This is a genomic window from Achromobacter sp. HNDS-1, from assembly GCF_040084795.1.
GTDB classification, from domain to species: Bacteria; Pseudomonadota; Gammaproteobacteria; order Burkholderiales; family Burkholderiaceae_B; genus Achromobacter; species Achromobacter ruhlandii.
Genome location: NZ_CP157584.1, coordinates 2,565,019 through 2,590,430, shown reverse-complemented (window position 1 = coordinate 2,590,430; position 25,412 = coordinate 2,565,019). Strand labels below are relative to the sequence as shown.

At 61.6% G+C, this 25,412-nt stretch carries 26 protein-coding genes and 1 tRNA gene; 23 read left to right on the top strand and 4 right to left on the bottom strand.

Annotated elements, in window-relative coordinates:
- Positions 1–9: 9 nt before the first annotated feature.
- The 19 genes from ABFG95_RS11935 to ABFG95_RS11845 all read left to right on the top strand — a co-directional run bounded on the left by ABFG95_RS11935 (position 10) and on the right by ABFG95_RS11845 (position 16,843).
- Positions 10–330 carry a head-tail connector protein gene (locus ABFG95_RS11935; protein WP_348995924.1) on the top strand — a complete coding sequence of 107 codons (321 nt, stop codon included), beginning with the start codon at positions 10–12 and terminating at the stop codon, positions 328–330.
- Between the two features lie 318 nt (positions 331–648).
- On the top strand, positions 649–1,080 hold the full coding sequence (locus ABFG95_RS11930; RefSeq protein WP_348995923.1) for an HK97-gp10 family putative phage morphogenesis protein: 432 nt from the start codon (positions 649–651) through the stop codon (positions 1,078–1,080).
- Positions 1,077–1,427, top strand: coding sequence for a DUF3168 domain-containing protein (locus ABFG95_RS11925; RefSeq protein ID WP_348995922.1), 351 nt, complete (start codon positions 1,077–1,079; stop codon positions 1,425–1,427). Before ABFG95_RS11930 ends, ABFG95_RS11925 begins: the two co-directional genes overlap by 4 nt.
- A 57-nt stretch (positions 1,428–1,484) precedes the next feature.
- Positions 1,485–1,967 (top strand): phage tail tube protein, encoded by a 483-nt coding sequence (locus ABFG95_RS11920; protein ID WP_348995920.1) that lies wholly within the window; start codon positions 1,485–1,487, stop codon positions 1,965–1,967.
- A 3-nt stretch (positions 1,968–1,970) separates the two neighbouring features.
- Positions 1,971–2,435, top strand: coding sequence for a phage tail assembly chaperone (locus ABFG95_RS11915; protein ID WP_348995919.1), 465 nt, complete (start codon positions 1,971–1,973; stop codon positions 2,433–2,435).
- Positions 2,435–2,731 carry a phage tail protein gene (locus ABFG95_RS11910; RefSeq protein WP_348995918.1) on the top strand — a complete coding sequence of 99 codons (297 nt, stop codon included), beginning with the start codon at positions 2,435–2,437 and terminating at the stop codon, positions 2,729–2,731. The genes ABFG95_RS11915 and ABFG95_RS11910 overlap by 1 nt, the downstream gene beginning before the upstream one ends.
- A gap of 43 nt (positions 2,732–2,774) precedes the next feature.
- A complete protein-coding gene (locus ABFG95_RS11905) occupies positions 2,775–6,272 on the top strand; it encodes a tape measure protein (RefSeq protein WP_348995917.1) in 3,498 nt (1,165 codons plus the stop codon).
- A gap of 8 nt (positions 6,273–6,280) precedes the next feature.
- On the top strand, positions 6,281–6,619 hold the full coding sequence (locus ABFG95_RS11900) for a phage tail protein (RefSeq protein ID WP_348995916.1): 339 nt from the start codon (positions 6,281–6,283) through the stop codon (positions 6,617–6,619).
- Between the two features lie 5 nt (positions 6,620–6,624).
- Entirely contained in the window at positions 6,625–7,650 is a 1,026-nt protein-coding gene (locus tag ABFG95_RS11895) for a hypothetical protein (RefSeq protein ID WP_348995915.1), read from the top strand.
- Positions 7,650–8,099: a hypothetical protein gene (locus ABFG95_RS11890; RefSeq protein WP_348995645.1), complete on the top strand. Its 450-nt coding sequence runs from the start codon at positions 7,650–7,652 to the stop codon at positions 8,097–8,099. Before ABFG95_RS11895 ends, ABFG95_RS11890 begins: the two co-directional genes overlap by 1 nt.
- A 9-nt stretch (positions 8,100–8,108) precedes the next feature.
- Positions 8,109–8,837: a phage minor tail protein L gene (locus ABFG95_RS11885; RefSeq protein ID WP_348995914.1), complete on the top strand. Its 729-nt coding sequence runs from the start codon at positions 8,109–8,111 to the stop codon at positions 8,835–8,837.
- A gap of 2 nt (positions 8,838–8,839) precedes the next feature.
- Positions 8,840–9,613, top strand: a complete 774-nt coding sequence (locus ABFG95_RS11880; RefSeq protein ID WP_348995913.1) for a C40 family peptidase — start codon at positions 8,840–8,842, stop codon at positions 9,611–9,613.
- 3 nt (positions 9,614–9,616) lie between these two features.
- Complete coding sequence (locus tag ABFG95_RS11875; RefSeq protein ID WP_348995912.1) at positions 9,617–10,222, top strand: tail assembly protein; 606 nt, start codon at positions 9,617–9,619, stop codon at positions 10,220–10,222.
- Positions 10,219–13,392, top strand: a complete 3,174-nt coding sequence (locus ABFG95_RS11870; protein WP_348995910.1) for a host specificity protein J — start codon at positions 10,219–10,221, stop codon at positions 13,390–13,392. Before ABFG95_RS11875 ends, ABFG95_RS11870 begins: the two co-directional genes overlap by 4 nt.
- A 349-nt stretch (positions 13,393–13,741) precedes the next feature.
- On the top strand, positions 13,742–14,410 hold the full coding sequence (locus ABFG95_RS11865; protein ID WP_348995909.1) for a hypothetical protein: 669 nt from the start codon (positions 13,742–13,744) through the stop codon (positions 14,408–14,410).
- Between the two features lie 95 nt (positions 14,411–14,505).
- On the top strand, positions 14,506–14,970 hold the full coding sequence (locus ABFG95_RS11860; RefSeq protein ID WP_348995908.1) for a hypothetical protein: 465 nt from the start codon (positions 14,506–14,508) through the stop codon (positions 14,968–14,970).
- 2 nt (positions 14,971–14,972) lie between these two features.
- A complete protein-coding gene (locus tag ABFG95_RS11855) occupies positions 14,973–15,464 on the top strand; it encodes a hypothetical protein (RefSeq protein ID WP_348995907.1) in 492 nt (163 codons plus the stop codon).
- A gap of 2 nt (positions 15,465–15,466) precedes the next feature.
- Complete coding sequence (locus ABFG95_RS11850; RefSeq protein ID WP_348995906.1) at positions 15,467–15,733, top strand: hypothetical protein; 267 nt, start codon at positions 15,467–15,469, stop codon at positions 15,731–15,733.
- A 225-nt stretch (positions 15,734–15,958) separates the two neighbouring features.
- Positions 15,959–16,843, top strand: a complete 885-nt coding sequence (locus ABFG95_RS11845; protein WP_348995905.1) for a hypothetical protein — start codon at positions 15,959–15,961, stop codon at positions 16,841–16,843.
- Between the two features lie 116 nt (positions 16,844–16,959).
- Here the strand turns inward: ABFG95_RS11845 and ABFG95_RS11840 are convergent, their stop codons facing one another.
- Positions 16,960–17,178, bottom strand: coding sequence for a hypothetical protein (locus ABFG95_RS11840; RefSeq protein WP_348995904.1), 219 nt, complete (start codon positions 17,176–17,178; stop codon positions 16,960–16,962).
- Between the two features lie 197 nt (positions 17,179–17,375).
- Here ABFG95_RS11840 and ABFG95_RS11835 point away from each other — a divergent pair, with 197 nt between their 5' ends.
- On the top strand, positions 17,376–17,564 hold the full coding sequence (locus tag ABFG95_RS11835) for a hypothetical protein (protein ID WP_348995903.1): 189 nt from the start codon (positions 17,376–17,378) through the stop codon (positions 17,562–17,564).
- Between the two features lie 3 nt (positions 17,565–17,567).
- Here the strand turns inward: ABFG95_RS11835 and ABFG95_RS11830 are convergent, their stop codons facing one another.
- Entirely contained in the window at positions 17,568–18,233 is a 666-nt protein-coding gene (locus ABFG95_RS11830; protein ID WP_348995902.1) for an SOS response-associated peptidase family protein, read from the bottom strand.
- Positions 18,234–18,416: 183 nt separating this feature from the next.
- Here ABFG95_RS11830 and ABFG95_RS11825 point away from each other — a divergent pair, with 183 nt between their 5' ends.
- The gene (locus ABFG95_RS11825; protein WP_348995901.1) at positions 18,417–19,685 is read left to right on the top strand and encodes a hypothetical protein; all 1,269 of its coding nucleotides are present in this window, start codon (positions 18,417–18,419) and stop codon (positions 19,683–19,685) included.
- 383 nt (positions 19,686–20,068) lie between these two features.
- Here the strand turns inward: ABFG95_RS11825 and ABFG95_RS11820 are convergent.
- Positions 20,069–20,153: transfer RNA gene (locus ABFG95_RS11820), tRNA-Leu, on the bottom strand.
- A gap of 118 nt (positions 20,154–20,271) precedes the next feature.
- A complete protein-coding gene (locus tag ABFG95_RS11815; protein ID WP_348995900.1) occupies positions 20,272–21,663 on the bottom strand; it encodes a nucleobase:cation symporter-2 family protein in 1,392 nt (463 codons plus the stop codon).
- 174 nt (positions 21,664–21,837) lie between these two features.
- On the opposite strand from ABFG95_RS11815, the gene ABFG95_RS11810 reads away from it, so the two are divergent.
- Positions 21,838–23,223: a DKNYY domain-containing protein gene (locus ABFG95_RS11810; RefSeq protein WP_348995898.1), complete on the top strand. Its 1,386-nt coding sequence runs from the start codon at positions 21,838–21,840 to the stop codon at positions 23,221–23,223.
- A gap of 295 nt (positions 23,224–23,518) precedes the next feature.
- Entirely contained in the window at positions 23,519–25,408 is a 1,890-nt protein-coding gene (htpG, locus tag ABFG95_RS11805; RefSeq protein WP_063587946.1) for a molecular chaperone HtpG, read from the top strand.
- Positions 25,409–25,412 lie beyond the last annotated feature (4 nt).

Genomic DNA, 25,412 nt, shown 5'->3' with positions numbered 1-25,412 from the left:
TGTTGGGCAATGCTGGAACTGAACGAGATTCGGGAGCAGCTGCGCATTGACGAGGACGAGACGAGCGATGCACTGTTGACGCGATATTTAGGCGCGGCAGTCCGACGCTTTGAAGCCAGGACGGGGCGGCGCCTGTTTAAGGACGCCAAAAGCGCACCGGACCCAATGCCGGAAAATGCGGTGTTTCTGGACGACGATATCGCTCTGGCGCTGCTACTTCTGATCGGCCACTGGAACGTCAACCGCGAAGCATCGACAGACCTAAAGCTGGCAATTACCCCGCAGGGCTTTTACGAGCTTGCGAATCCCTATAGATGGTGGAGCGAATGAACGCTGGCAAGCGGAGTAGCCGCATCGAAATCGAGATGCGCGGGCCAGGTCGGGACGATTGGGGGCATGAATCGCAAACTTGGATTCCGCATGTCTCAGGCATCTGGGCGAACATCAGATACCTCAACGCGAAGTCGTTTGTTGCCGCAGGAAAGGAGGTGTCCGAATCGGCTGTGAGCATCCGAATCGGATACCGAAAGGGAATCACTGCCGCGATGCGGGTACGTCACGGCGATGAGGTATTCGCAATTAAAGCTGTCCTGCCGGACGAGACACGACGCCGGCACGTTGATCTAGTTTGCGCTATTGGGGGCGTGGATGCCTAAAGTTGTGGTGCGTGGGGCCGACCTTCTGGCCGGTGACTTTCAAGCGCTGGAACGCGCAGAACGGGGGCCGGCGTTGCGCAAGGGTGCGCGGGCAGGGGCAAAGGTGGCGCAACGCGCTATCAAGGCACGGGCACCGAAGCGTTTGGGCAAGATGGCGCGCGGAATTGTGTTGGTTGCCGAGCGTTCGCCGGCAGCTTCCCGGCAGGCCACTGTGACCGTTACGCTTAGCAAGCGTACCTATACCTATGAGGGGCAAAAGAAGAACGCCGCGATGGTGGGACGCATGGTCGAACTGGGCACGAGGAACATGGCGGCAGAGCCGTTCTTTCGGCCGGCGTTCGACGCTGCCGAGGGTGAAATCCTCGCTGCGACCGAGGCGGAAATCGCCGCAGGCATCGATAGGGTGCTGACGGGGGCGCGATGATCGAACCGCTGGTATTAACACGCATCAAGGGTTTGGCCGGAGGGCGCGTTTTTCCCGGTGTTGCCCCTCCCGGGACAAGTCCGCCTTACGTTACCTATAGACGGGTCAGCGGTGCGCGCGATTGGACCATAGCCGGGCCGAGCGGAGCCCTCACGGCTGCGGTACAGGTGAATGCCTGGGCCGGCACGCCAAAAGAGGCCGCCGAAATCATGGAAACGGCTTTTGCACTGCTGTCTCCTGCCGGCCAAGACTTCGCATGCACAGGTGCCGACGACGTACCCGCCGAGGACGACGAAATCACGACCAGGCTACATGGCGCCGCCATGGAGTTCTTTTTCATCCGCTGACCGCAGCCGCGGCAGCAGATCGGCCCGCTTCGGCGGGCTTTTTTTATGGAGCCATCAATGGCATCGAGCAACGTATCCCAATACACCCGTACCCAGGGCACACAGTTGGAGGTGTCCACCACGGCAACGGAGGACCTGAGCGCCGCCGGCACGGCCTATGCTGACCTGGCGGTGACGATCAAAGACCCAAATTTTCAGGGCGGCCAAACGACCGAAATCGACGTGACGGTACTGAAGTCCACAGCCAAGGAATACGCCTTGGGCCTGGACGACAACGGAACCTTCAGCATGTCGGGTAACTGGAAGTCCGGCGATCCTGCCCAAGCCGCGCTGGTGAGTGCCCGGAGCGACAAGAAAACCCGGGCCTTCCGCGTGACCTTCGCGGACGGATCCAAGTTCGAGTTCCTGGGCCTGGTGACGCAGTACCAATGGCAAGGCCAACTGGACAACATCATTTCGGCTACGTTCAACGTTCGGGTAACCGGAGCCGTGAAGATGACCGAAGCGCCGACCCAACCGCCGACCGGTGGGAGTAAGTAAGCCATGACCGGATTTTTGAAGAATCTCGCACGGACGCTGCGCGGCCGGGCTTCAGACCCGCTGGCCGGTTTTCAGCACGAAGTAGTTACGGTGCCGGAATGGGAGGGAGCTAAGGTCATTGTGCGAGCGCCCAGCCCTGGCGATCATCTCTTTCACATCCGCGCCATCTGGGAGGCTGCCGGCGTTAATCCTGGTGAGGATCAGGACGCTATCCGCGCCAAGCTTGATGCGCCTGGCGTGGACTACACACGCGCCTCGGCCAGCCTGCTGGTGCGCACTCTATTTGAGCAAACCGACGCGGGGACGATGCGTGTGTTTGGCGACGAAGACGTGGGCATCGTCGTGGCCGCCTTCGGCCCTGTCCATGGCCGTCTGGTCGCCAAGGCCATCGAGCTGGGCAACATTGGCGAGGGGGCGCAGGACCGCGCAAAAAAGCCTTCGAGGAAGCGCCAGACCTACGTTTCTTGATGACACTGGCGCTTCGCCTGGGGCGCACCCTGGGCGAAGTGTTGGACGGCATGGATACGTACGAGATTTCGCTATGGCGAGAGTTTGACCGCTTATCGCCGTTGGGGGACGAGAGGTTAGACCTACTGCATGCCGCGCTGGCGGCAACAGTGGCGCAGACCGCAGGCGCCAAGGTGCAACCCCTGGACATGCTGATCCGTTGGGGGGGCGAAGGTACGCCAGAATCGGCGGAAGACGCCGGTGAAAGCGCGTTGAAGGCGTTTCTTCTTTCCAAGGCCAAAGAGGCTGCTTCTTAGTACATCAGGCCCGCCACGCGCGGGCCATTTTCTTGGTATCTCTATGGCGAAGAAATTACGCGAAATCGTTGTCGCGGTGACGGCGGATACTGGCGCCTATCAGCGCGAAATGAATCGCGCATCGCGCATGGGCGGCGAGTATTTCAAGGCGGTAGAGAATGGCGCCAGGCGCGCCGATACGGCTTATCAGCGCAACGCCGCCGCCATCCGCATGCAGATTACCGAGCTTGCGGGGGCCACATCGGCTATCCAAGAGTACGCCCGCGCAGCGGCGAGCGCATTCGCCGGTGTAAAGCTGCTTCAGTACGCCGACGAGTGGGGGCAGATCAGTTCGCGGCTGAAGATCGCTACCAGCGATCAGGATGCATTCAACAGCGCCCAAGATCGCCTTATGACGATCAGCGGTCGGGTGTACAAGGAGTACGGCCAGACCGCCGAGCTGTTCATCCGTTCCAATGAGTCGTTGGCGCAGTTGGGCTACACGTCCGAACAGACGCTGGACCTGGTAGAAGCCTTTTCGTATGGCCTAACTGTTAGCTCTGCGTCGTCGGAGAAGGCGGGAAAGGCGGTAAATGCGCTGTCCAAGGCAATTCAGACCGGCAAGATGTCGATGGAGCAGTTTGACAGCCTGATATCGGCGGCCCCTCGGCTGCAACAGGCCTTGGCCGAGTCCTTGGGCGTGACGAATGCCCAGCTTCGACAGATGGTCGCAGACGGCAAGCTGACCACGGCCGAGCTGATAAAAGTGTCGAGCCAAATCAAGAAGATGGGGCAAGAGGCTGACGCCATGCCAGTAACGGTGGCGGACGCCTTCACGCGCCTTACGAACGAGATTCGGCGCTATGTCGGGGAAGTGAACCAAGCACGGGGCGTTACCGAGTATTTGACCGATGGCATGAATGTGCTTTCGAACAACATCGGTCTTGTGATGAAGGCCGGCGTCGTAGCTGGCGCAGGCTACTTCGCAAAGAACCTCGGCGCCATGGGTATCGAGGCGGCGAAGGCCACTGCCGCTGTCATCGCCAATCGAAAGGAGCTTATTGCCCACGCGCGGGCGCAGGTACAGGTTACGCAAGCGGAGCTGATGAGGGCCAAAGCATCAGCAGCGTATGCCGTGGAGGCGCTGGCCGTCGCACGCGGGACCGCGCTCGAAACGAAGATGAAAATTCAAGTCGCTGAGGCCAATATGGCGGTAACAGCGACAACTAATGCAGCCGCCGCGGCGCAAAGGAACTACGCGGCGGTTACCAGCGTGGCGCGGATTGCAGGGTCCGGCCTGTTGAGCTTGCTGGGCGGCCCGGCCGGGTTGATTGGCCTGGCGGCCAGCGCCGCTGCCGGTTGGCTTCTGTTTCGTGACAACACCAAATCGGCCGCAGCCGAATTGGTAGCCATGAAAGGGCCGATGGACGATGTTATCGCCAAGTTCAAGGAATTGAACGCGGTGCAGCGGGAAAGCGCCATAAAGAAGCAGGAGAAGGAGCTTGAAGCGGCCCGCAAGAGAATTGCCAAGGGCTTCCATGAACTGGAACGGGCGTCTCAGATGGCGGGGGCTGGCCCGGCGTTCGAAAGCTTCAGAGAAGAATTGTCAGCGCTGGCTGATTCGAGTCTGCCATTCGATGAACTTCAATCCAAACTTGTAGGCTTGGTAAATGGGTTGGGGGCTGTGGTCGGGCCGTCGTCCCACATGCGCGCCTCTATGATGGAAGTTGTCGATAGTGTGTTGCAGGCGCGCAAGCAAGTTGACGAGGCGTCCGCCAAGCTGGGCAGATTCAATGAAGAACAGGCCAAGGTGGCAAGCGGTGCCCGGGCCATGGGCGCGGCGATTACTTCTGCCATTGGCGGCATGGCTAGCGCTGAGTGGGACAAGTATCTCAAGAACTTGACCACCGCGCGCGACCTTATCGGGCTGACTGCGCAACAGGCAGGCGAGTACAAGGCCAAGGCCGACGGGGCGAGCCAGGCGCAGGCTGTACTTGCCGGCGCTGTCGCCGGCCAGGCCGAGGCCGCGCAGAAGCTGCAAAAGGCCACAGAGGAAAAGGACGGTAAGGCAATTGCGGGCGCTAAAGCGACCCTTCTGGAGCTGGTAAAGGTGGAGGCCCAGCAGCGGGCAATCATCGCGTCGGCGCAGGAGGCGGCGCGGCTTCAATCGGAGATTGCCCGAGGCAAGCTTGCCTTGTCCCCGGAAGAGTTAAACCGGATGGTTGCTGCGGCCGGAGCTGCCGCGCGTCAGACTGCGTTGACCGCTGGCATACAGCGCACAGAAGACCAGATTTCCGCCATCGGCAAGAACGCCTTGCCGAGCAAGTCGGCGCGGTCCTCTGGCGACTCTTGGAAGCGGTGGGTAAAGGAACGCCAGGCCGAGGCGGCTGCGCAGAACGAATTGGCTGCAGCCTACCTCAAGGGCGGGGCTGCTGTTGAGCAGGCGACCCAAGCCAAGCGCATCGAGGACGAAGTAATCCGGCAGAACGGCAAGCACCGGGCCGAGATTGTCGAGCTGTTGAATGCCGAGGCTGTAGCGCGCCGCAATGCTGATGCGTCCAAGCAAATCGCCGACATGGGCAAAGAGATTGCCCTGATCGACGCCAAGACCGAGGCCGAGCGCGTTCTCTGGGAAACCCAGAACGGCGCCTATGCGGCGCTTGATGGGAACATCAAGAAGGCCTTGGTAGGCCGCGCCCAGGAGCTTGACCTTACCCGGAAGGCCGCTGCGCGGAAGGCCTATATAGGGCAGGTTACCGGGCGTACCGAGGCCGACGAGACGCTGGAGAAAATGGGCCTGTTGGCTGACGCCTTCGACAAGAACGAAGTCAGCGTAGATCAGTACAACCGGGAGCTGGGTAAGTTGACGGGAGAAGGGCTGAACGACCTTACCCAGTTTGCGCTACAAGGCGCGCGGAATATCCAAAGCTATCTGGGCGACGGTCTATATCAGGCGGTGACAAGGAAGTTCGAAGGCATCGCCAATGCCTTCTTCGACATGCTGGCCCGCATGACTACGCAGGCCGCCGCGGCCAAACTGGGCGAAGCGCTGTTCGGGAACTTCGGGCAGACAAGCCAGATTGGCGGCCTGGTCGGCATGATTGGCGGCGCCATGGGCGCAATGGCAGGCGAGGGCGCCAGCAGCTTGCCGACTACAGCGAGCTGGGCAATGCCCAAGTATGCAAAGGGCGGAGCGTTCACAAACGGCGTCGTAGACAGTCCTATCGCCTTCCCGGCGGGGGTAATGGGGGAGGCAGGCCCAGAGGCCATCATGCCGCTTCATCGCGGCCCTGACGGCTCGCTGGGCGTCCGTGCCGAGTTCCCTAGCGTGTCGGGGGGCGGCGGTAGGGCCGGCGGACTCGGCGGGGCCACGCAGATAACCATCAACGTTGACCGGCGCGGTGACACCAGCAGCAGCTCATCCGAAGGTGCTGAGGATCTGGAACAGGGCTTGGCGTCTGTGGTGCAGGCCTACGTGCGGAGGTTCGTTCCGGCCGAAATCAATAAGTCATTCCGTAGCGCGGGTGCGCTTTGGAACGCCAAGAACGGCCGTAATCCGTAGGGGGGGATATGGAAAAAGACACTTTCGAATGGTCGCCTCGGGTGAACCCGCGCGGGCAAGTCAAGCTTCGGACGCTCGAAGCGAAGTTCGGCGACGGGTACACGCAGGCCGCCGCAGACGGCATCAACAACAAGGTTCAATCCTGGCCGCTGGAGTTTGTGGGCACAGAGGCACTGATAGGCGAAATCATCGCGTTTCTGGACCGGCATGCGGGCTACCGCAGTTTCTTTTGGACTCCTCCGCTGGGCAACGAGGGCAGATATCGGGCGTCCGAGTACGACGCCGTGGCACTGGGGGGCGGGATGTTCTCGCTATCGGTGACCCTCCAACAGTTTTTTGGGGCATAGAGGGTATGCAGGAACTTGAGCAAATTCGTATTGGGCAGCATGCCGACGACGGCACCGGAGACGCGCTGCGCGATGGCATGGCCAAGGTAAACGACAACTTCGCCAAGGTGAAGCAAAGCGTTGAAGCCGTTGAATCGACCGCGGCGAGTGCTGCCGAGGTCGCAGCAGAGGCCAAGGCGAAGGCCGATGGCGATATTCCAGCGGCCGCGAAGGGCATGGCCGGCGGCGTTGCACCGCTGGATGACCGGGGCAAGGTGCCAGCCGCCCATCTGCCGCCCTTGACGGATTACCTACCCGCCGATGAGAAAGGGGCGCCAGGTGGAGTTGCACCACTGGATGACCGGGGCAAGGTGCCTGCCGCTCATCTGCCACCCTTGACGGGCTATCTAAGCGTCGAGGACAGGGGGCAGATTGGTGGCGTTGCGCCGCTGGATGCAGATGGTCGAATTCCGGAGGGCTATAGCAGCTATCCCGCGACGCGAGCGTATCTTGAAACCGATTTTAATGACCTCATTTGGACCGATGATTACTACGTCTCGTTGCCCGTACCAAACAGCCCGCCTGCGCTACGGGGTGAGGGACTATTACGGGTGCGCGAACTCTTTGATGGCCAACTGTTCCAGGAATTTTTCCTTCTTGACGCTAAGCCGGCTCGGTGGTGGCGTAGCAAGTTAACTCTTACCACTTGGGGGCAATGGCAGCAAGTTGCCGAAGCTGCTAGGACGATGGGTCCGGATCAGGCGCTTGTTGATGTCACGGGTTCCCGCGCCATCAACGTTAGTTACGTTAACAGTACAGGACGGCCCATCGTGGCGTATGTGCGGTGCGTTACTCAATCTACCGGTTCCACGGGACACCTGTCTCTGCAATTGGGCAACCCCTTCAAAGCTACTGACATATGCCACGTCCCTCTGGGGGCGGGAGTGGCCAACTATCTCACAGTCTCGGCAATCATCCCGCCGGGCGTGCAATATATGGGTTATGCGTTCGGTACTGGTTTGACCTTCGACTTATGGAAAGAGTACCGCTAATGCAGACCTTCAAAGACACCGAAACCGGGCAGTACTGGCAAGTGGATGACGATGTGATTGTCGATGACACGTCGGGCGCTTACGCCTTCTACACGGCCGGCGGCGAGCGCCTTGCGCTACCAGAGTCTCTGGTGCCGGCGGACATTGCAGATATGCCCGCTCCGAATCTTTCCCGAAGCCAGCCCCCCCCAGTCACCCGCTACCAGCTACGCGAGGCGATGCGTCTAACCCCATGGGCCAGGGATGGCGCTCCGGCGTGGACGCTGTTCGATGCATTCGACGAACTGTTGAAAAGACCAACCACGCCAGAGTATTACCGACGCGCATGGGATGAGTTGGTGGAATTCGAGGTGGAGAGCGCCACGATCCGTGCCGCTGCGGACGCATTGGGCATGACCCAGGACCAGCGCCTAGACCTGTTTGAGCTGGCTGCAGTATTGAGAGCCTAGGAGATGGGCATGCGGATATATGCCGATGTGCAGAAACTGGAAGTCGGCGAGTTAGTGGAGCTTTTCGAGTTGGACGCAACGCCAATCGGTGGGACGCTACAGCGTTTCCATGGCTATACGCAGGTTGGCCCCATTTGGTGGCAGGGAAACCGATACGAGCCTTGGGCAATTGCCGCCGCAGGGTTTGAACAGGTGGGCGAAGGCCAGCAGCCCACCCCGACTCTGACGGTAGGCAACATCGGCGCCGGCGTGGACGGCGAGCCGATAGTCGGCGTGATTTCGGCACTGTGCATTGAGCTCGACGACTTTGTGGGCGCATGGGTACGTGTACGGCGCACGCTTGGGCGCTATCTGGACGCTCGCAATTTCGCGGATGGCAACGAGAACGCCAACCCGGCGGAGGAACTGCGGCCAGAGGTTTGGATTGTGCAGCAGAAGACGGCCGAGACAGCCGAGGTTGTGGAGTTCGCCCTATCGAGCGCGTTGGATGTTGACGGTCAGAAGCTGCCAGGCCGGCCGATCATCGCGGGCGTGTGCGGTTGGCTGCGAAAAGGCGGTTATCGCGGCCCGTACTGCGGCTACACGGGAAATCTGATGTTCGACCTTGAAGGCAACCCTGTGACCGATCCAGCGCGAGACAGGTGCTCGGGTTTGCTGTCGGATTGCAAGAAGCGATTCGGCGAGTACGAACCCATTTCGTTCGGCGGCTTTCCGGCCGCCGATTTGGTTAGGGGATAGACATGCTCAAGCGAACGATGCAGGCCATCCGTGACCATGCTGTAGCCGAGTACCCGCGCGAGTGCTGCGGCCTGGTGGTTATGGTGGGGCGGCGCGAGGTTTATATGCCGTGCCGCAATGCAGCGGCGAGCGCCGATCATTTCGTACTGGCGCCTGACGACTATGCGGCGGCCGAGGACGCCGGCCGGGTTGTGGCGGTCGTGCATTCGCATCCGGACGAGACGCCGGCACCGAGCGAGGCGGACCGGGTTGCTTGCGAGGCGACGGGCCTTCCGTGGTACATCGTCGCGGTGTCCAAGGACGACGCAGGGGCCGTAGTCGCGGGCGAGGTGCGGGGCTTTACGCCTGTCGGTTTCGTAGCGCCGCTGCTGGGGCGGCAGTTTGCTCATGGCGTGTTGGACTGCTATTCACTGGTGCGGGATTGGTACAAGCGCGAGCGCGATATCGAGCTGCCCGACTTTGCCCGGTTTGAGGGCTGGTGGGAGCCGGGGCGGCAGGGCGATTTGTATATGGACCACTACGCCGAGGCGGGCTTTCGCCCGTTGCAGGTCGGCGAGGACATGACGGCCGGTGACGTGATTCTGATGCAGGTTCGCTCGGACCGCGCCAACCACGCAGGGGTATTTCTGGGTGCCGAAGGCCTCAAGGAAGCGCCTGGCCTGTTGCCGGTTCCTGACGCGATGCTGCACCACTTATACGGGCGCCTATCTGAGCGGGTGGTGTACGGCGGCTACTGGCGCGAGGCCACGCGCCTACTGCTGCGCTATCAGGGGTAAGAGATGAGCGAGACACTACGAACAATCCGGCTTTATGGTCGACTGGGGGCGGAGTTCGGCCGGATGCATCGGCTGGCAGTTAGCAGCACTGCGGAAGCAGTCCGCGCGCTTTGTGTGCTGATTCCGGGCTTTCAAGTTGCCATGGCATGCAGCGCTAGTAAAGGCGTCTCCTATGCCTGCTTCGTCGGGCGTAGGAACATCCCAGAGGATGAGCTTTCGCATCCCGCAGGGGATGACGATATCCGCATTGCCCCTGTGGCAACGGGCGCCAAGCGGGCGGGGCTTTTTCAGACAGTGCTAGGTGTAGCGCTGATAGCTGTTGCCGCGTATGCAACTGGCGGTTTTTCGGCGGCCTTTGCTGCCAATGGGTGGGCAGGCTATGCCGCCACGATGGGCGCATCCCTGGCGTTCGGCGGCGTGGTTCAGATGCTTTCGCCGCAGCAACGCCAGTTGAGCGTCAGGGACAGGCCGGAAAACGGCGCTTCGTACAACTTCAACGGGCCTGTCAATACCTCGGCGCAGGGCAACCCGGTCCCGCTTCTGTATGGGCAGATGATCGTCGGGAGCGCAGTTATCTCGGCGGGGATTTTTTCGGAAGATCAGGTATGAAGCAACGGCATCGCAGAAAGCAGCAGGCACCTTCGGGTGCTTTTTTTTATGGGCGCCGCCGGGCGCATCGATCTGCGCCAATTGTCGGCCATGGGGGCGGAAAGGGGGGCGGCGGCGGCCATACCCCCACTGAGTCGCCGGACAGCCTGCATAGCATCGCCTATGCGCGTGTCATTGATTTGGTGAGCGAGGGTGAAATCTTCGGCCCTGCGCATGGTCCGGGTGGCGAGCTGCGGGACGTGTACTTGAACGGCACCCCTGTAGCCAATGAAGACGGCACGCTGAACTTTTCTGGCGTGTCAGTGGACTTTCGCCCTGGGACGCAATGGCAAGATCCGTTGCCAGGCTTCCCGGCTTCTGAGAATACGATCGGCATCAATACAGAATTGAAGGCATCGCAGCCTTGGGTGCATCTGTTCACCAACCGCCAGTTGTCAGCGGTGCGGGTGACGCTGGCCGTTGAGGGACTGAGCAAGGCCGATACCTCGACCGGAGATATCAGCGGCTACCGCGTCGAGTACGCCATCGATGTAAGCCGGGACGGCGGCGCCTACCAGCAGGTGCTGGCCAGCGCTTTTGACGGGAAGACCACGCAGCGCTACGCGCGATCGCATCGCATCGATCTGCCGGCCGGTGCGCAGCAGGGGTGGAGCATTCGCGTTCGGCGGCTTACGCTCAATGCGACCAGCAGCACGATCGCCGATCGCACGATGGTGGACGCAGTAACCGAAATCATCGACGCTAAATTGCGTTATCCCATGTCGGCGGTGGTCGGGCTCAAGGTCGACGCTTCGCAGTTTCAGAGCGTCCCCACGCGGGCCTATGACTTGAAGGGGAGAATTATCCGCGTGCCCGTGAACTACGATCCGGACACGCGCAGCTATACCGGCGTCTGGGATGGCACGTTCAAGCAGGCATGGACGAACAACCCCGCCTGGGTGTTCTTCGACCTGGTGAGCAATGACCGCTACGGATTGGGCGAACGCATCCCAGCGGGCTGGCTGGATAAGTGGGGGCTGTATGAGATTGGCCGCTATTGCGACGAGCTGGTGGATGATGGGTTCGGTGGTAAAGAGCCGCGTTTCGCGTGCAATGCCTATCTCCAGCAAGCGGCCGACGCCTACCGCGTGGTGCAGGACTTCGCATCGATCTTCCGCGGCATGGCTTATTGGGCGAATTCGACGGTGTTTGCTGTGGCGGACATGCCGGGCGACCCGGTGTATACGTTTACTGCCGCCAACGTCATAGGTGGAAATTTCAGCTATACCGGGTCTGCCCTCAACACCCGATACACAAGCGCCTTGGTTTCGTGGTGCGACCTGTCGGACATGGGGCGCCAGAAAGTCGAGTACGTCGAGAGCAGCGAGGGAATAGCCCGGTATGGCATTAGCCAACTTGAGGTAACGGCATTTGGTTGTACGTCGCGGGGACAGGCCAACCGCGTCGGCAAATGGTTGCTGCTTACGTCCCAGATTGAGACGCGCGGTGTCACGTTCACTATTGGCCTGGATCATTGCCATATTCAACCCGGCAGCATCATTCGCATTGCTGACCCGCACCTGGCCGGCCGGCGGATCGGTGGGCGCATCCGCGAGGCTACCGCGCGGTGGATCGTAGTCGATGCCGAGCTGGGCGTTAGGGCCGGCGACCGTGTAACCGTGAACCTGCCCAGCGGTCGATCCGAAACCCGTTTGGTTTCGTCGGCGCTGGGCGAGCCGTTGACGCTGGACAGCGGGAAATGCAGTTTTGATTCGACCAGGTTAACCGCCGATATGGCGAGTGTGCCGGGCACGGCTATGCACATCGTTGTGCAGCCGCCATTTTCGGAGGTGCCGGAAGCCGAATGCATTTGGACCTTGGAATCTGAAGCGCTGTCCGCGCAGACGTTCCGGGTTCTGCGCATTGAGCGCAAAGGCGGATTGGAGGCTGAAGTTTCGGCGGTTCAGCATGAGGCCGGTAAATTCAGTAGCGTTGACCACGGAACCAGGTTGGACCGGCTGCCGATCTCGGTAACGCCGCCTGGCGTGCAAGTGCCGCCTGTGGGCTTGAAAGTCGATTCGTACTACATCCTTAGTCAAGGTATCGCCAATCACACGGCAGTCTTTGAATGGGAGGCTGCTGACGGTGCCGTGTCCTATGAAGTGCAGTGGCGCCGTGACAATTCCGATTGGATCAGTTTGCCGCGTACCGGATATACGCGGGTGGAGGTGCCGAACATCTATGCCGGCGCATTCACGTTCCGCGTGCGAGCGCTGAATGCGATAGAGGTTGCCTCTATCTGGGCCACTTCTTCGCTGGTTCAGCTTGACGGCATCATCGCGCCGCCGCCGGTGGTAACTAGCCTGGTGGCGCGCGGTCTGCTGTTTGGTATCCAGTTGAACTGGGGATTGCCGCATGGGCCTTCGATCATCGAGCGGACCGAGCTGTACTACTCGCAGACTTCCAGCTTTGAGGCCGCGATTCCCCTCGGCGTGTTCGCCTATCCGCAAAACACGCATACCTTGATGGGGCTGAGTGCAGGCAATGAGCTGTGGTTCTGGGCGCGTCTTATCGACAGGAACGGCGTGGCAGGAGATTGGTTTCCGACAGGCGCAGGCGTCCGGGGGCAAGCCAGTTCGGACGCTGATCCGATCCTGGGGCAGATAGGCGGCCAGATCGGGAAAGGCATGCTCGCCCCGGAGCTGGTGAAGGAAATTGAATCTGGGGGCGGTGCTGCTACCGAAATCTTCGAAATCAAGAACGATCTTGACGCGATGATTGGCATTAAGGCCGGCGTCACGAAGGACGGCAAGTATTACGGCGCTGGCATGGGAGTTGGGGTGGAAAAAACGCCGGACGGTATGCAGACCGAAGTGCTGTTTCTCGCGGATCGTTTGGCGCTCATCAATCTGGAAAATGGCGCGATCTCTGCGCCGTTCGTCATCCAGAACGGACAGACGTTTATCCGATCGGCGTTCATCCAAGACGGCACCATCACCAGCGCCAAGATCGGCGAATACATCCAGTCCAACAACTATGTCCCGGGCGTGTCTGGCTGGAGATGGAGCAAGGATGGAACCATGGAGAACAACGGCACCGGGGTGGGAGGAAGGCGTGTGGAAACGCCGGGTGATACGAAGATCTACTACCCGAACGGCCAGTTGGCAATCGCGATGGGGATCAATGTCTGATGGCCGCCGGTCTTAGATCATGGACGCCCAGCGGGCGTTTGCAGTTCGATTCCAACGGCTATCACGGGCTTCTGCTGGATACGTTTCTCGCTAAAGATGGCGTTCCCGGAACGAAGTCTTACGACATCTCAGGGGCCATTTTGCAGGCTGCCGTGTTGCCGTTGTGGCCCACATTTAACGGTGGTGTCACGGGAATACCTTTCGTGGCCCATGCCACTACAGGCGCCAACTCGGTTGCTTGGAGTTGGCCCGATTGGTTCGGCAAGGGAAACCCTTGGTACATCCCCAGCCGCATTATTGTGTATACGAGGACATGATGGCCAGGCTTGTTACGTACAACGAGTCCGGTGTGCTGACGTTTGACAGCGCATACCGGCAACTGGTGGTGTTGGGTAGCGGTTCCGCCACGCTTGGCATCGTGGCTATGAACAGGTATCGAAATCCACTTTACTGGACGAGCGGAGTTGTTCCGTTGACACCTGGCGCCGTACTGCGGGCCTTCCAGGGGCCGTACCCGGCCGTAGGTGTTCAGGATGTGAATGGCAACGCGTACATCCGCGGTTGCAGCAATGACCCAACGCAAAAACAGATAAGGGTTTCGTATTTTGATCTGGGCCCTCCAAGCGTAATGGTCGCTGGCGGCGCGGGTTTGGTCATGTACACGCCGAGCGGCGAGCTGGCGTTCTCCAGCGCGCAGCCCGCGGCCAAGCTGGTACGCCCGGGGGCGGTCGTAGCCGGGCGGTCGTACGCGGCGATTCCCGTCAACAGCCGATTGAACATCACTGTCTATGGTGTTGGATCAATCTCGCCAATGTGGACGGGGTGTTCGGCGGCCTCAATGAACGGCACCACACTAGTTACACGAGCGCCAAGAGGCGGGCAGAGTGGTGAGTACCCCTGGGGAAATACTGCCGGCCTCGCATTCAACTACACGCCGTATGTCGGAACCCACAACGGAGAGTGGGTTGGGCCTTCTGTCGATCCCTTGATTTTTGATGTTACCGACGCCTTCGCTTGAGAGCGTCACATTCCAGTACACAGCCCGCCTCGGCGGGCTTTTTTTTCGCACATACAACGGGAGCAGCAATGCGAACCCATCAAAGGAGTAGTGACATGGAACCAGGTTCGGGGGTAGCGGCGGGGGCGGGAGCTGGAGCCGCGGCCGCCGCTGCTGCGCTGAAAGTTGCGGCGGCGCACGGGGCATTTGCGGCGCTAGCCGCCTTGCTGGGGCTGCTGATCCTGCCGCCCAGGACGCGGCGGGAATTCGTGGTGCGCACTGTATCGACGGTGATTTGCTCATTTGCGTTCGGCCCTGCCGTGGCGGCGGCAGTGCTGGCGTGGTTCCCAACGCTTACCGAGTCGCTGGCCTGGCTGGCGCACAACATAGGCGGCGACGACGAATTTCTCGCAAAGATGTACGTGCTCGGGCCTTGTTCGTTGTTGGCTGGCCTGCCGGCCTGGTGGGTGCTGGGCGGGTACATGCGCTGGATGGCACGCATTAAGGAGATTGGGCTGATGGCTTGGATTGATGAATTGATGGCGCGCTTTCCTTGGTGCCGTCGAGGTGGGAAGGAATGACCATGAACCTCAAGACGATCAGCGAAAGCGCGATCACGCCTGCGCTGGCGCTGCTGCCGGCGCGTATGGACTCGCCGTCTGCGCGCGTCATGCTGCTGGCAATCGGCCTGCAGGAAAGTCGATTCACGCACCGCCAGCAGATCGGCGGGCCGGCGCGGGGCTTCTGGCAATTCGAGAAGGGCACCCGCGCGAGCCGTGGCGGCGTGTGGGGTGTATTCCTGCACGCGGCGAGCAAAGGCCACTTGGCGACCTTGTGCAAGGCCCGCAGTGTGGCTTGTGACCCGGACGCGATCTATGCCGCGCTGGAGTATGACGACGTGCTGGCGGCCGGAGTGGCGCGGCTGCTGCTGTGGACCGATCCCAAGGCGCTGCCGGCTATTGGCGACGCTGACGCGGGATGGTCGCTGTATTTGCGCACCTGGCGGCCTGGAAAGCCACATCCGAAAACCTGGCCGGCGCTGTATGCCCAGGCCATGACCGCGATGGAGTTCTGACCATGCCCGCATTCATGCAACGGATATGGGGCTACGTCGCCGCCGCGGCGGCGGCCGTTGCCGCACTGGCGTTGGTCTACCTGCGCGGGCGCAGCGCTGGCCGCGCAGATGAGCGCCAGGAGCGTAACGACCGAATCAACGAACAGGCGGCGAAAGCCCGCCAGGAGGTGCGCAATGTGGAGGATGAAGTGGCCCGTATGGACGATGACGCTGTTTCTGATCGGCTCAAATCTGGCTGGGTGCGCGGCCCCGGCCAGGGTGGGCGTTGAGTATTGCGACCACGCGCGGCCGATCTACTTTGATTCGGCCGCCGAGGTCGACCGAACGCCGGCAGGTGTCCGGCGCCAGATGCTGGACCACAACGAAACATGGGCGGTGCTTTGCTATATCCACAAGCGCTAGAGGCATCCGGTAGATGGCGAAATCGCAGCTAGCGGGTCCAATGTAGAATGGTATCCAGTTGTGTCGGATAATTTACCTATTTAGCGTGAGCTATGGACAGAGCATTGGATACTGAGGTCGTAGAGGGTGAAATCGCCTTGGTCATCGACTATGAACCGGGCAAGGCCGTGGCGACGGATGTGCTGCAGGGGGCAATGCGTCTGATCGAATCGATTGATGGCCTAGATCAGGTCCTTCTGTCGAGCGTGGATTCAACGCTTGAGCCGGTTTCTATTCTGAATGACGTTCAGCACTCTTCGCTGAAGCTGCTTCTAGCGCGGGCGCTAAAGCATGTACCGGACGACTGTCTCAACGGCCTAGAGTGGAAGAAATGGGTCGGCGGCCTGTTGGTTAAGGGGAAGCATCGATTGCTGCAGACCATTGACGCCGATGCGCCTCAAATCCAACGAGCGCTGAACGATTTGTCCGCAGACTATAAGGCAGCACCATCGAACTTGGTTGGCTATACGCCGCCGACGGTAGCGGAAGTGAAGGGGGCGTTAGACAAGGTTGCGGAAGCCAGATCTCTATTCCCTGGGCAAAAAGTAACTGTCCAAACGGAGTATGGGGATTTGCCTATCGTCGAGGTGGTGGCTGTGCCGGTTTTGGAAGCATTTAGAGACCCCGCGAGTTCAGTAACCAATCGTGGTGAAGAGTACTTCAAGGTCAAATCGGTGGATATGCTCGGCCACTCTCAGTGGACCGTGTTGAGAGGGAATCGGTCCGTTCGGGTCAACGTTCTGCATCAGGACTGGTTGACCGCCTATCACCAACGCAAGTTTGCAATCCTTCCTGGTGATAGCTTGCGCTGCAAGTTTGAAGAAACGACCTTCTATGATGCCGACCACAATGAGCTTGATCGCACTTTGGCGATTGTGGAGGTGCTGGAGGTGATATCTCCGCCCCAGCAGATGGGTTTCTCGTTGCAGGAGCGTTAGTCGCCAATACAAAAACGCCCCAACCCGTGAGGGGGCTGGGGCGAATGCTCTGCGGCGGCCGGCATGGGCGTCGCGAGCGTGATAAATCTATCACGGTCATTGGCTTCGTGGTGACGTCAGGCTCGCTTGGTGATCCATTGCATCCACCACCCTTGGTAGTAGCGCACGCCGGCGATTTCCTCAAAGCCGACCACCATCATGCCGCGGTCTGACGCGAAGGTTAGGAGTTGGGGGTCCAGTAGATCGGGGATGGCGCTAGGTACCGTGGCGCCGAACTTCGCCAGCGCGTCCATGGTCATGCGCGGAACGTGCCGATTTAGGCCCTTGTGAAGCATGGAGTACATCCGGACCGTGCCCACGACGGGCTGGCCTGGATCGTTCTCGCGGCGGCGCTCGCCGAGGTGGTGTGTGCGTAGCACGCTGCACTGGAATTGCACAGTCTTGCCTAGAAAAATACTGTATGGACATACAGTGTAAACAGTCCTAGAATTCGCGCAATTCGGCCCCGATTTCGGCCGATTGGGGACGGAACATGGCGGACGTGACGGACTGGCAACAGCGGGACGAATACTACTGGGCGGGGCCTGGAGGCTGGACGATCTGCAAGGTGTTCGCGCAGAACCGCTGGCAGTACGAGGTATGGGCGGCGAACGGCACGCGCCACGGCATGGAGCCGACCCTGGCCGCCGCGATCATGCTCTACGACAAGGTGAAAGGCTGACGCCTACTTCTCCATGGGTGTGGCCACCAGCCGGTCGGCCGGGAAGGGCACCAGGAAATCACGCGTGGCATCCGCCGGCGCGGTGAGCCATTCTCCGTAGGCGCCCTCTGGCAGGATGACGACCATCCGCTTCTCCTTGCCGGCCTGGTGGTAGTCACGGAACAGTGGATCCTCGTCCGCATTGATCGTCAGCATGGTGTAGCTCTCCTGCAGCTGGCCGGCGGCGTCGCGCCAGCGATCCCACAGGCCGGCGATGCCCAGCGGCGCGCCGTCGGCCCGGGTGAACCGGGTAGCCACCGCGGCGCCCGACCTCCAGTCAGGCTCGAAGATGGCGTCTGCCGGGATGATGCAGTGCTGGGCCCGGCGCCAGGCGTTGCCGAAGGTGAAGGACTTGGCCGCCGTCTCGCTGCGCGCGTTGAACGTCGACAGCTTGCCGGCCTTGTCCAGGCCATCCGCCTTGGTCATGGCGCTGATAAGGCCCCAGCGGCCCACCACCGCCTCGCGCTCCGGCACGGCTTCGTCGCCGGCGTCATGCTCGACCGGCCGCCGGATGAAAACGCCCGGGTAGCGCGGCCACATGTCGTACTTGCCGCCGGCCGGCTTGTTGGGCGCGCCGAACTTCTTGAGCAGCAGCTCGGCGTCCTTCAGGGTCTGGTAGTGGCTACACATGAAACCCTCCGTGAAGGGAACCAGTATAGGGTCAGTAGCTGCGGCCGCTCACAGGAGACGGTCAATATTAGAAATGCTTGAATAAGTCCGCAAAAGCCCTCGGATCAAAGATTTTTGTCGGCAGTACCCTTTAGGCATCGATTAAAATAGTTACTTATTCAATCAGAGTGCGGAAATGCCGACATGAATCGAGACGAGAACGATGCTGCTTCATCCTCGGGCCATCCGTCACAGGTCAAAGCAGCAAAGCCTAGTGGTGATGTCTCGCCTCCTGCCGCTAGTGCGTCAAATGCGGATTCGAAATGGCTGAGCCTTTTCCGCGCGGGTGGGCGGCTCGTGCGCTGGTTGCTGACGCACGGGTTGCCGATGTATGCCATTGTCGGCACGCTTCTGGCGCTTTCCATTAGTGCTTTTTTGCCGAGAATACTTCCGATAATCGAGACTGCACTTTCGAATCAGCCAGTCCAAGCTTCGGCGCAGGCCAAGCCTGTATCGGCGGCGTCGTCCACCTCAATCCCGAGCAGCGATGCCGCGCCTGGGATGGCTCAAGAGCAGTCCCCTAGCCCCGTCCAGTCCTCTGTTGCCGATGCCACACGTCCCATAACTGAAATCGCAAAAATGGCTCTGGATACGTCCAAAGACCGAATCGAAGGGATAAAAGAGAACTACGACAAACTCTTTGCGATGATCGCCGCGTTCGCGGCGCTCCTAGGCTTCTTAGGATTTAAGGGTTTCGAATCATTCGCTCAAGCGAAAGCTCGGGCCGAAGAAACGGTTGCTAAGGCTGATATAGCGGTTAAGCGGGCTGAGGACGCACAACGTCGCGTGACGGAGTCTATTGCAGAACACCAAATATTCCGGACCGAGGAGTATCCGAAATTTGCGAGTGCTGAGCTGTATCTCGCGCACGGCATCATATTGCGGGAAATTGCGGATGTGTATGAAGTAATTGCGAAGCACCTTTCGCAAGCAGGTCAAAACATAGAGTTCGGCGAAAAAGTGGCGCGCCTTCAAGAGAGCCTCGCATACCTGGAGCGCTCCCTCGACCACTGCGACCGCAATAATTACCGCGTGAGGGCTCGCGCTCTGGGTACGCTCGGCAACGTTCGAAAACGGTTAGACGATCCGATGGGAGCACTGACGGCGGCGAAAGGCGCTGCCAATGCGGCGCCTGATGATCCATCGGCTCACTACAACGTGGCGTGTTATGCCGCCATGGTGGCGGAGGATAAAGCCAGGAAATGTAGTCCTGATAGTGAAGAAGCGATGGTGACGCCCTTCGTAGATATGTGTGTCGAAGCGTTGACGACTGCCGTGAAGCTACACGGAAAATTTTCAGGCAAGGCTATGAAAGATCCCGACTTTGACTGGGTTCGCAAACACGCTTCACATGGTGTGGCCTTTAAAGCTGCCCTTGTGACCACAGTCAATGATGAAGGGCAGGCGTTGTAGCCCGTGCACACCCGAAAAAAAACCCGCCGGAGCGGGTTTTTTTGGTGGTTACTTAATTGCCCAGGGGCGAACATCCAAGGCAATAGCATTGGGGGCGTGGGTCATAGAATTCTCCATAGTCTCTTGAGCAAGAAAGTAACAAGGCCTTCAGGCCGCCTGGCGTTCGGAGAAAACGCTTTGTTACGTTTTCGTTAGGCCAGGATCGTGATCCTAACACAAGCGGGGTTTCCGTCAAGCGTTTTGATATCACAGCCTCAGTGTACGCTAACAGAGGCTAGATGCAAGTTACAAGTGTATGAATGCGGAACATGGCGCGGAACAAAAGCGGAACACTGTATGTGGAAGGAAGTACCCACTACCGCTAGAGACGGCCTGTTCATTGCTGGTGCCCGGGGCCGGAATCGAACCGGCACGCCTTGCGGCGGGGGATTTTGAGTCCCCTGCGTCTACCAATTTCACCACCCGGGCAGGCTGGTCGCGGAGCCGTCCAGGCGACGGTCGCGGGTAAAGCGAAGACCGCGATTATATGCGGTCTGGGAAAAATTGTCAGGCCAGGGGCCGGCGCGGGGCGCGCCGGCCTGCGTGCTTACTTCTTTTCCGGCAGGAACCAGTTCATGACCAGCGCGCAGATGCCGCCGGTGGCAACACCCGATTCCAGCACGTTTTTCACGGCGTGCGGCAGGTGTGACAGGATCTCGGGCACCTGCGACACGCCCAGGCCCAGGGCCAGCGACACGGCGATGATCAGCAGGGCGCGGCGGTCCAGGTGGATGCCCGCCAGGATGTTGATGCCCGAGGCGGCCACGGCGCCAAACATGACCATGGCGGCGCCGCCCAGCACGGGTTCGGGCACGGCCTGCAGCACGCCGGCGACGGTGGGGAACAGGCCCAGCAGGATCAGCATGCCGGCGATCCACACGCCGACGTGGCGGCTGGCGATGCCGGTCAGCTGGATGACGCCGTTGTTCTGGGCGAAGACCGAGCTGGGGAAGGTGTTGAAGACGCCGGCCAGCAGCGAGTTGGCGCCGTTGACCAGCACGCCGCCCTTGATGCGCTGCATCCACAGCGGGCCTTCGACCGGCTGCTTGGACACCTTGCTGGTGGCGGTGACGTCGCCGATGGCTTCGAGCGAGGTGACCAGGTAGATGATCAGCATCGGCACGAACAGCGCCCACGAGAAGCCCAGGCCGAAGTGCAGCGGCATCGGCACCTGGAACAGCGCGGCTTCGCGCGCGCCGGTGAAGTCCAGGCGGCCCATGTAGGCGGCGGCGATGTAGCCGACGGCCAGCGCCAGCACCAGCGCGGTGCTGCGGATCCACACCACCGGCACGCGGTTCAGCAGGATGATGGTGCCCAGCACCAGGCCCGACAGCGTCAGGTTCTCGGCGCTGGCGAAGGTGCCGCTGGCCATGGCGCCGAAACCCCCGCCCATGCTGATGAGGCCGACCTTGATCAGCGTCAGGCCGATCAGCAGCACGACGATGCCGGTGACCAGCGGGGTGATCAGGCGCTTGACGAAGGGCAGGATGCGGCTGATGCCCATTTCGACGAAGGAGCCGGCGATGACGACGCCGAAGATCGCGGCCATGACGGCCTCGACCGGCGTGCCCTGCTTGACCATGACCGAACCGCCGGCGATCAGCGGGCCGACGAAGTTGAAGCTGGTGCCTTGCACGATCAAGAGGCCCGCGCCCAGCGGGCCGAAGCGCTTGCACTGCACGTAGGTGGCGATGCCGGAGATGACCAGCGACATGGACACGATCAGGGTGGTGTCGCGGCTGCTCACGCCCAGGGCCTGGCAGATCAGCAGGCCGGGGGTGACGATGGGCACCAGGATGGCCAGCAGGTGCTGCAGGGCGGCGACGAAGGCGACGGGGGCGGCGGGACGGTCGTCGGGGCCGTAGACCAGGTCGTGGCGGGGTTCGGCGTCGTCGGACGCGCCGTGGGAGGCAGGTTGGGTCAGGGAGGCGGGTTGCATGGCAGGGAGCCGGCCGGGGAGGGGGTAGGGGAGGAAAGTGCGGCATTTTAGCGGGGAAGACCCTCGGGCGCAGCGCGTCTGCCCGGGGTGGCGGCAGAGGGCTTGATAGAATCTTGATCCGCCAACCAGGGGCCGCCGGCCCGGGAATCGATGCACAAGCGCACCCGAGGAATCGTGATCGTCCTGGTCTTGTTGACGGCCATCCTGCCGATGATGCTGCTGGTCTGGCTGATCGATGACAGTGGCGACGATTTCGCCGCGATCGACCATGGCGAGTCCTACGGCAGCAGTATCTACAAGCGCTACCAGGGCGAGGTCTACGCGGCCGTGCCCAGCAACGGCTATTACCGGATGCGCGAGGCGGACCCGGCGGGTTTCGAGACCTTCGACACGGGCCGCTACGACGGCCGGCAGGCGGCGCGTGACGGCCGCCACGTGTATTGCGGCAACCTGGTGCTGCCGGGCATGCGGCCCGCATCGACGCGCTATCTGGGCAACAGCTATTTCAGCGACGGCTCGGCCACCTACTTTTGCGACTTCGCCTCCGAGCGCAATCTCGAACTGGGCCGGCTGGACGAACTATGGCAGCGGATCCTGTACCGCGCCGGCAAGGGCGACAAGCCGCAGACCTACCTGTATCCGTTCCTGGCCCTGCCGGCTAGCGCGCAACCCTACCGGCCGCTGCTCGATCGCCAGTTGGCCACCGACGGCGCCCGCGTCTTTTACGAAGGCCGCGCAATGCCGCAGGCGGATCCGGCGCGGTTGCGTCGCATCGCCGCGATCCAGCGCGGCGAGACGCGGCCGGGCAACGACTTCTTTGCCGATGGCCGCCGGGTCTATTACCGCGAGACCCTGCTGCCGCTGTCGGACGATCCGGCGCTCTACACCTTCATGGTCGGCAATCTCCACAACCAGCCCTATCTGTTCGATCCGCGCGACGGCATGGTGTACCTGGGCGCGCTGGCCTTCGACCCGGCGCATGCGCCGTACCGCTTGCTGGACGAGGCCGGCGGCCATGTGCTCCATGCGCTGTTCGCCAGCAAGGACGGCGTCTATTTCTACAACAGCGAAAAGCGCGCGGTGGAGCGGGCCGGCGACGATCCGTTCGCGGCGGGCGGCTTCACGGCGCTGTCGCCCTACGTGTTCCGGGACGGCCGCCAGGTGCTGTTCTTCCAGAGCAAGGAAGTCTGGAACCGCTCGCGTGGCGGCGGCGGCCTGCTGTCCAGGTCCACCCTGATCCTGCGGCTCAAGGATGCGCCCACGGGGCCATGGGCCAAGCTGGGCGATGTCTATCACGGCTTCGGTTCGGTCTGGCGCAATGGTGACGCGCTCTATTACCTGGACGAACTGGGGGCGACCCAACTGATCCACAGCCCGATCTATCGCATCCTGGACCCGGCCGCGGCGGATTTCCTGCTGCGCTCCCAGGAGACCCGGCAGATCAAGGCGGATGACATCCGCAAGCTGGTGCGCAGCGGCAAGCTGGCGGCGCCCGAATCCGACGCGGTGCTGGAGGCCAAGACGCGTTATCGCAGCGGCATCTGGTCCCTTTTTGATTGAGGCCGGGGCGGCGGTCTGGGCTTGTTTGCCCGCGCGCGGCAGGGCGGGAGCCGTGGCCTTGTTGCCGGGCTGAGCGCGCTTTGGCCGCTTTCGCCCGTTTTCCCGCCGGGCGACTCCGCGCCGGTCGGCCGTCACCGCGCGCCGGGCAGGCGCCAGGATGGCCGCCGCATCCCTCCGGCCCTTGAAATATTTCAGATGGCCCCCATCACAACAGGGTTTCCCGGAAAACGCCTGGGCCATGCGCCCCGCGATCCGGCTTCCTTTTGTCCCTAATTTTCCGACTTTTCATACAACGATGAGCCAGAACGCCACGTCCGAAACCCTGGGATTCCAGGCCGAGGTGAAGCAACTGCTGCACCTGATGATCCATTCGCTGTACAGCAACAAGGAAATCTTCCTGCGCGAGCTGGTGTCGAACGCATCCGACGCCTGCGACAAGCTGCGCTTCGAGGCCATCGACAACCCGGCGCTGCTGGAAGGCGATGGCGAGCTGGCCATCACCGTCAGCTATGACAAGGATGCGCGCACGATCACCATCTCCGACAACGGCATCGGCCTGTCGCGCGAAGAGGCCGTGGCCAACCTGGGCACCATCGCCCGTTCCGGCACGCGCGAGTTCTTCTCGCAGCTGACCGGCGACAAGCAGAAGGATGCGCAACTGATCGGCCAGTTCGGCGTGGGCTTCTATTCCTCGTTCATCGTGGCCGACAAGGTCACGGTGGTCAGCCGCCGCGCCGGCGCCACCGACGCCATCCGCTGGGAGTCCGACGGCCAGGGCGAATTCACCATCGCCGCCGCCGATAAGGCTACGCGCGGCACCGACGTCACGCTGCACCTGCGCGCCGACGAAGACGAGCTGCTCAACGGCTGGAAGCTGCGCGAGATCCTGCGCCGCTACTCCGACCACATCTCGCTGCCGATCCGCATGGCCAAGGAAGAGTGGGATTCGGAAAAGGGCGAGCAGGTCAAGAAGGACGAACTCGAAACGGTCAACCAGGCCAACGCGCTGTGGGCCCGCAACAAGGCGGATGTGACCGAGGAACAGTACCGCGAGTTCTACAAGACGGTGTCGCACGACTACGACGACCCGCTCGCCTGGACCCACAACCGCGTCGAAGGCCGCAGCGAATACACCCAGCTGCTGTACGTGCCCAAGCACGCGCCGATGGACCTGTGGGACCGCGACGGCCGCCGCGGCGTCAAGCTGTACGTCAAGCGTGTCTTCATCATGGACGACGCCGACCAGCTGCTGCCGTCGTACCTGCGCTTCGTGCGCGGCGTGATCGACTCGGCCGACCTGCCGCTGAACGTGTCGCGCGAGATCCTGCAGGAAAGCCGCGACGTGCGCGCCATCCGCGAAGGTTCGGCCAAGCGCATCCTGTCGCTGCTGGAAGACCTGGCCGAGAACAAGCCGGAAGACTACGCCACGTTCTGGTCGGAATTCGGCCAGGTGCTCAAGGAAGGCGCGGGCGAAGACCACGCCAACCTGGAACGCATCGCCAAGCTGATGCGCTTTGCCTCGACCCACACCGGCGACCAGGCCCAGACCGTGTCGTTCGCCGACTACGTGGGCCGCATGAAGGAAGGCCAGGACAAGATCTACTACGTCACGGCCGACACCTTCGCCGCCGCCAGCAACAGCCCGCACCTTGAGATCTTCCGCAAGAAGGGCATCGAGGTGCTGCTGCTGTCCGACCGCGTCGACGAATGGATGCTGTCGTACCTGCGTGAGTTCGACGGCAAGTCGCTGGTCTCGGTGGCCAAGGGCGGCCTCGACCTGGCCGAGCTGGCCGACGAGGAAGAAAAGAAGCACCAGGCCGAAGTGGCCGAGGACTTCAAGCCGCTGGTCGAGCGCCTGCAGAAGACCCTGGAAGACCAGGTCAAGGAAGTGCGCGTCACGCTGCGCCTGGTGGATTCGCCGGCGTGCGTGGTGGTGGGCCAGAACGAACTCAGCCCGCACCTGCTGCGCATGCTGAAGGCCGCCGGCCAGGAAGCGCCCAACGTCAAGCCGGTGCTGGAGATCAACCCGGAACACCCGCTGCTGGCCCGCATCCGCGCCGCCGACGACGGCGAGTTCGACCAGTGGGCCCGCCTGCTGCTCGATCAGGCCCTGCTGGCCGAAGGCGCGCAGATCGCCGACCCGGCGGCGTTTGTGAAGCGGCTGAATGCGTTGCTGCTGAAATAAGCGC

Coding starts and splice junctions, on each gene's coding strand:
- ABFG95_RS11935 (WP_348995924.1), top strand. CDS start 10: ATGCTGGAACTGAACGAGATTCGGGAGCAGCTGCGCATTGACGAGGAC.
- ABFG95_RS11930 (WP_348995923.1), top strand. CDS start 649: ATGCCTAAAGTTGTGGTGCGTGGGGCCGACCTTCTGGCCGGTGACTTT.
- ABFG95_RS11925 (WP_348995922.1), top strand. CDS start 1,077: ATGATCGAACCGCTGGTATTAACACGCATCAAGGGTTTGGCCGGAGGG.
- ABFG95_RS11920 (WP_348995920.1), top strand. CDS start 1,485: ATGGCATCGAGCAACGTATCCCAATACACCCGTACCCAGGGCACACAG.
- ABFG95_RS11915 (WP_348995919.1), top strand. CDS start 1,971: ATGACCGGATTTTTGAAGAATCTCGCACGGACGCTGCGCGGCCGGGCT.
- ABFG95_RS11910 (WP_348995918.1), top strand. CDS start 2,435: ATGACACTGGCGCTTCGCCTGGGGCGCACCCTGGGCGAAGTGTTGGAC.
- ABFG95_RS11905 (WP_348995917.1), top strand. CDS start 2,775: ATGGCGAAGAAATTACGCGAAATCGTTGTCGCGGTGACGGCGGATACT.
- ABFG95_RS11900 (WP_348995916.1), top strand. CDS start 6,281: ATGGAAAAAGACACTTTCGAATGGTCGCCTCGGGTGAACCCGCGCGGG.
- ABFG95_RS11895 (WP_348995915.1), top strand. CDS start 6,625: ATGCAGGAACTTGAGCAAATTCGTATTGGGCAGCATGCCGACGACGGC.
- ABFG95_RS11890 (WP_348995645.1), top strand. CDS start 7,650: ATGCAGACCTTCAAAGACACCGAAACCGGGCAGTACTGGCAAGTGGAT.
- ABFG95_RS11885 (WP_348995914.1), top strand. CDS start 8,109: ATGCGGATATATGCCGATGTGCAGAAACTGGAAGTCGGCGAGTTAGTG.
- ABFG95_RS11880 (WP_348995913.1), top strand. CDS start 8,840: ATGCTCAAGCGAACGATGCAGGCCATCCGTGACCATGCTGTAGCCGAG.
- ABFG95_RS11875 (WP_348995912.1), top strand. CDS start 9,617: ATGAGCGAGACACTACGAACAATCCGGCTTTATGGTCGACTGGGGGCG.
- ABFG95_RS11870 (WP_348995910.1), top strand. CDS start 10,219: ATGAAGCAACGGCATCGCAGAAAGCAGCAGGCACCTTCGGGTGCTTTT.
- ABFG95_RS11860 (WP_348995908.1), top strand. CDS start 14,506: ATGGAACCAGGTTCGGGGGTAGCGGCGGGGGCGGGAGCTGGAGCCGCG.
- ABFG95_RS11855 (WP_348995907.1), top strand. CDS start 14,973: ATGAACCTCAAGACGATCAGCGAAAGCGCGATCACGCCTGCGCTGGCG.
- ABFG95_RS11850 (WP_348995906.1), top strand. CDS start 15,467: ATGCCCGCATTCATGCAACGGATATGGGGCTACGTCGCCGCCGCGGCG.
- ABFG95_RS11845 (WP_348995905.1), top strand. CDS start 15,959: ATGGACAGAGCATTGGATACTGAGGTCGTAGAGGGTGAAATCGCCTTG.
- ABFG95_RS11840 (WP_348995904.1), bottom strand. CDS start 17,178: ATGCTTCACAAGGGCCTAAATCGGCACGTTCCGCGCATGACCATGGAC.
- ABFG95_RS11835 (WP_348995903.1), top strand. CDS start 17,376: ATGGCGGACGTGACGGACTGGCAACAGCGGGACGAATACTACTGGGCG.
- ABFG95_RS11830 (WP_348995902.1), bottom strand. CDS start 18,233: ATGTGTAGCCACTACCAGACCCTGAAGGACGCCGAGCTGCTGCTCAAG.
- ABFG95_RS11825 (WP_348995901.1), top strand. CDS start 18,417: ATGAATCGAGACGAGAACGATGCTGCTTCATCCTCGGGCCATCCGTCA.
- ABFG95_RS11815 (WP_348995900.1), bottom strand. CDS start 21,663: ATGCAACCCGCCTCCCTGACCCAACCTGCCTCCCACGGCGCGTCCGAC.
- htpG (WP_063587946.1), top strand. CDS start 23,519: ATGAGCCAGAACGCCACGTCCGAAACCCTGGGATTCCAGGCCGAGGTG.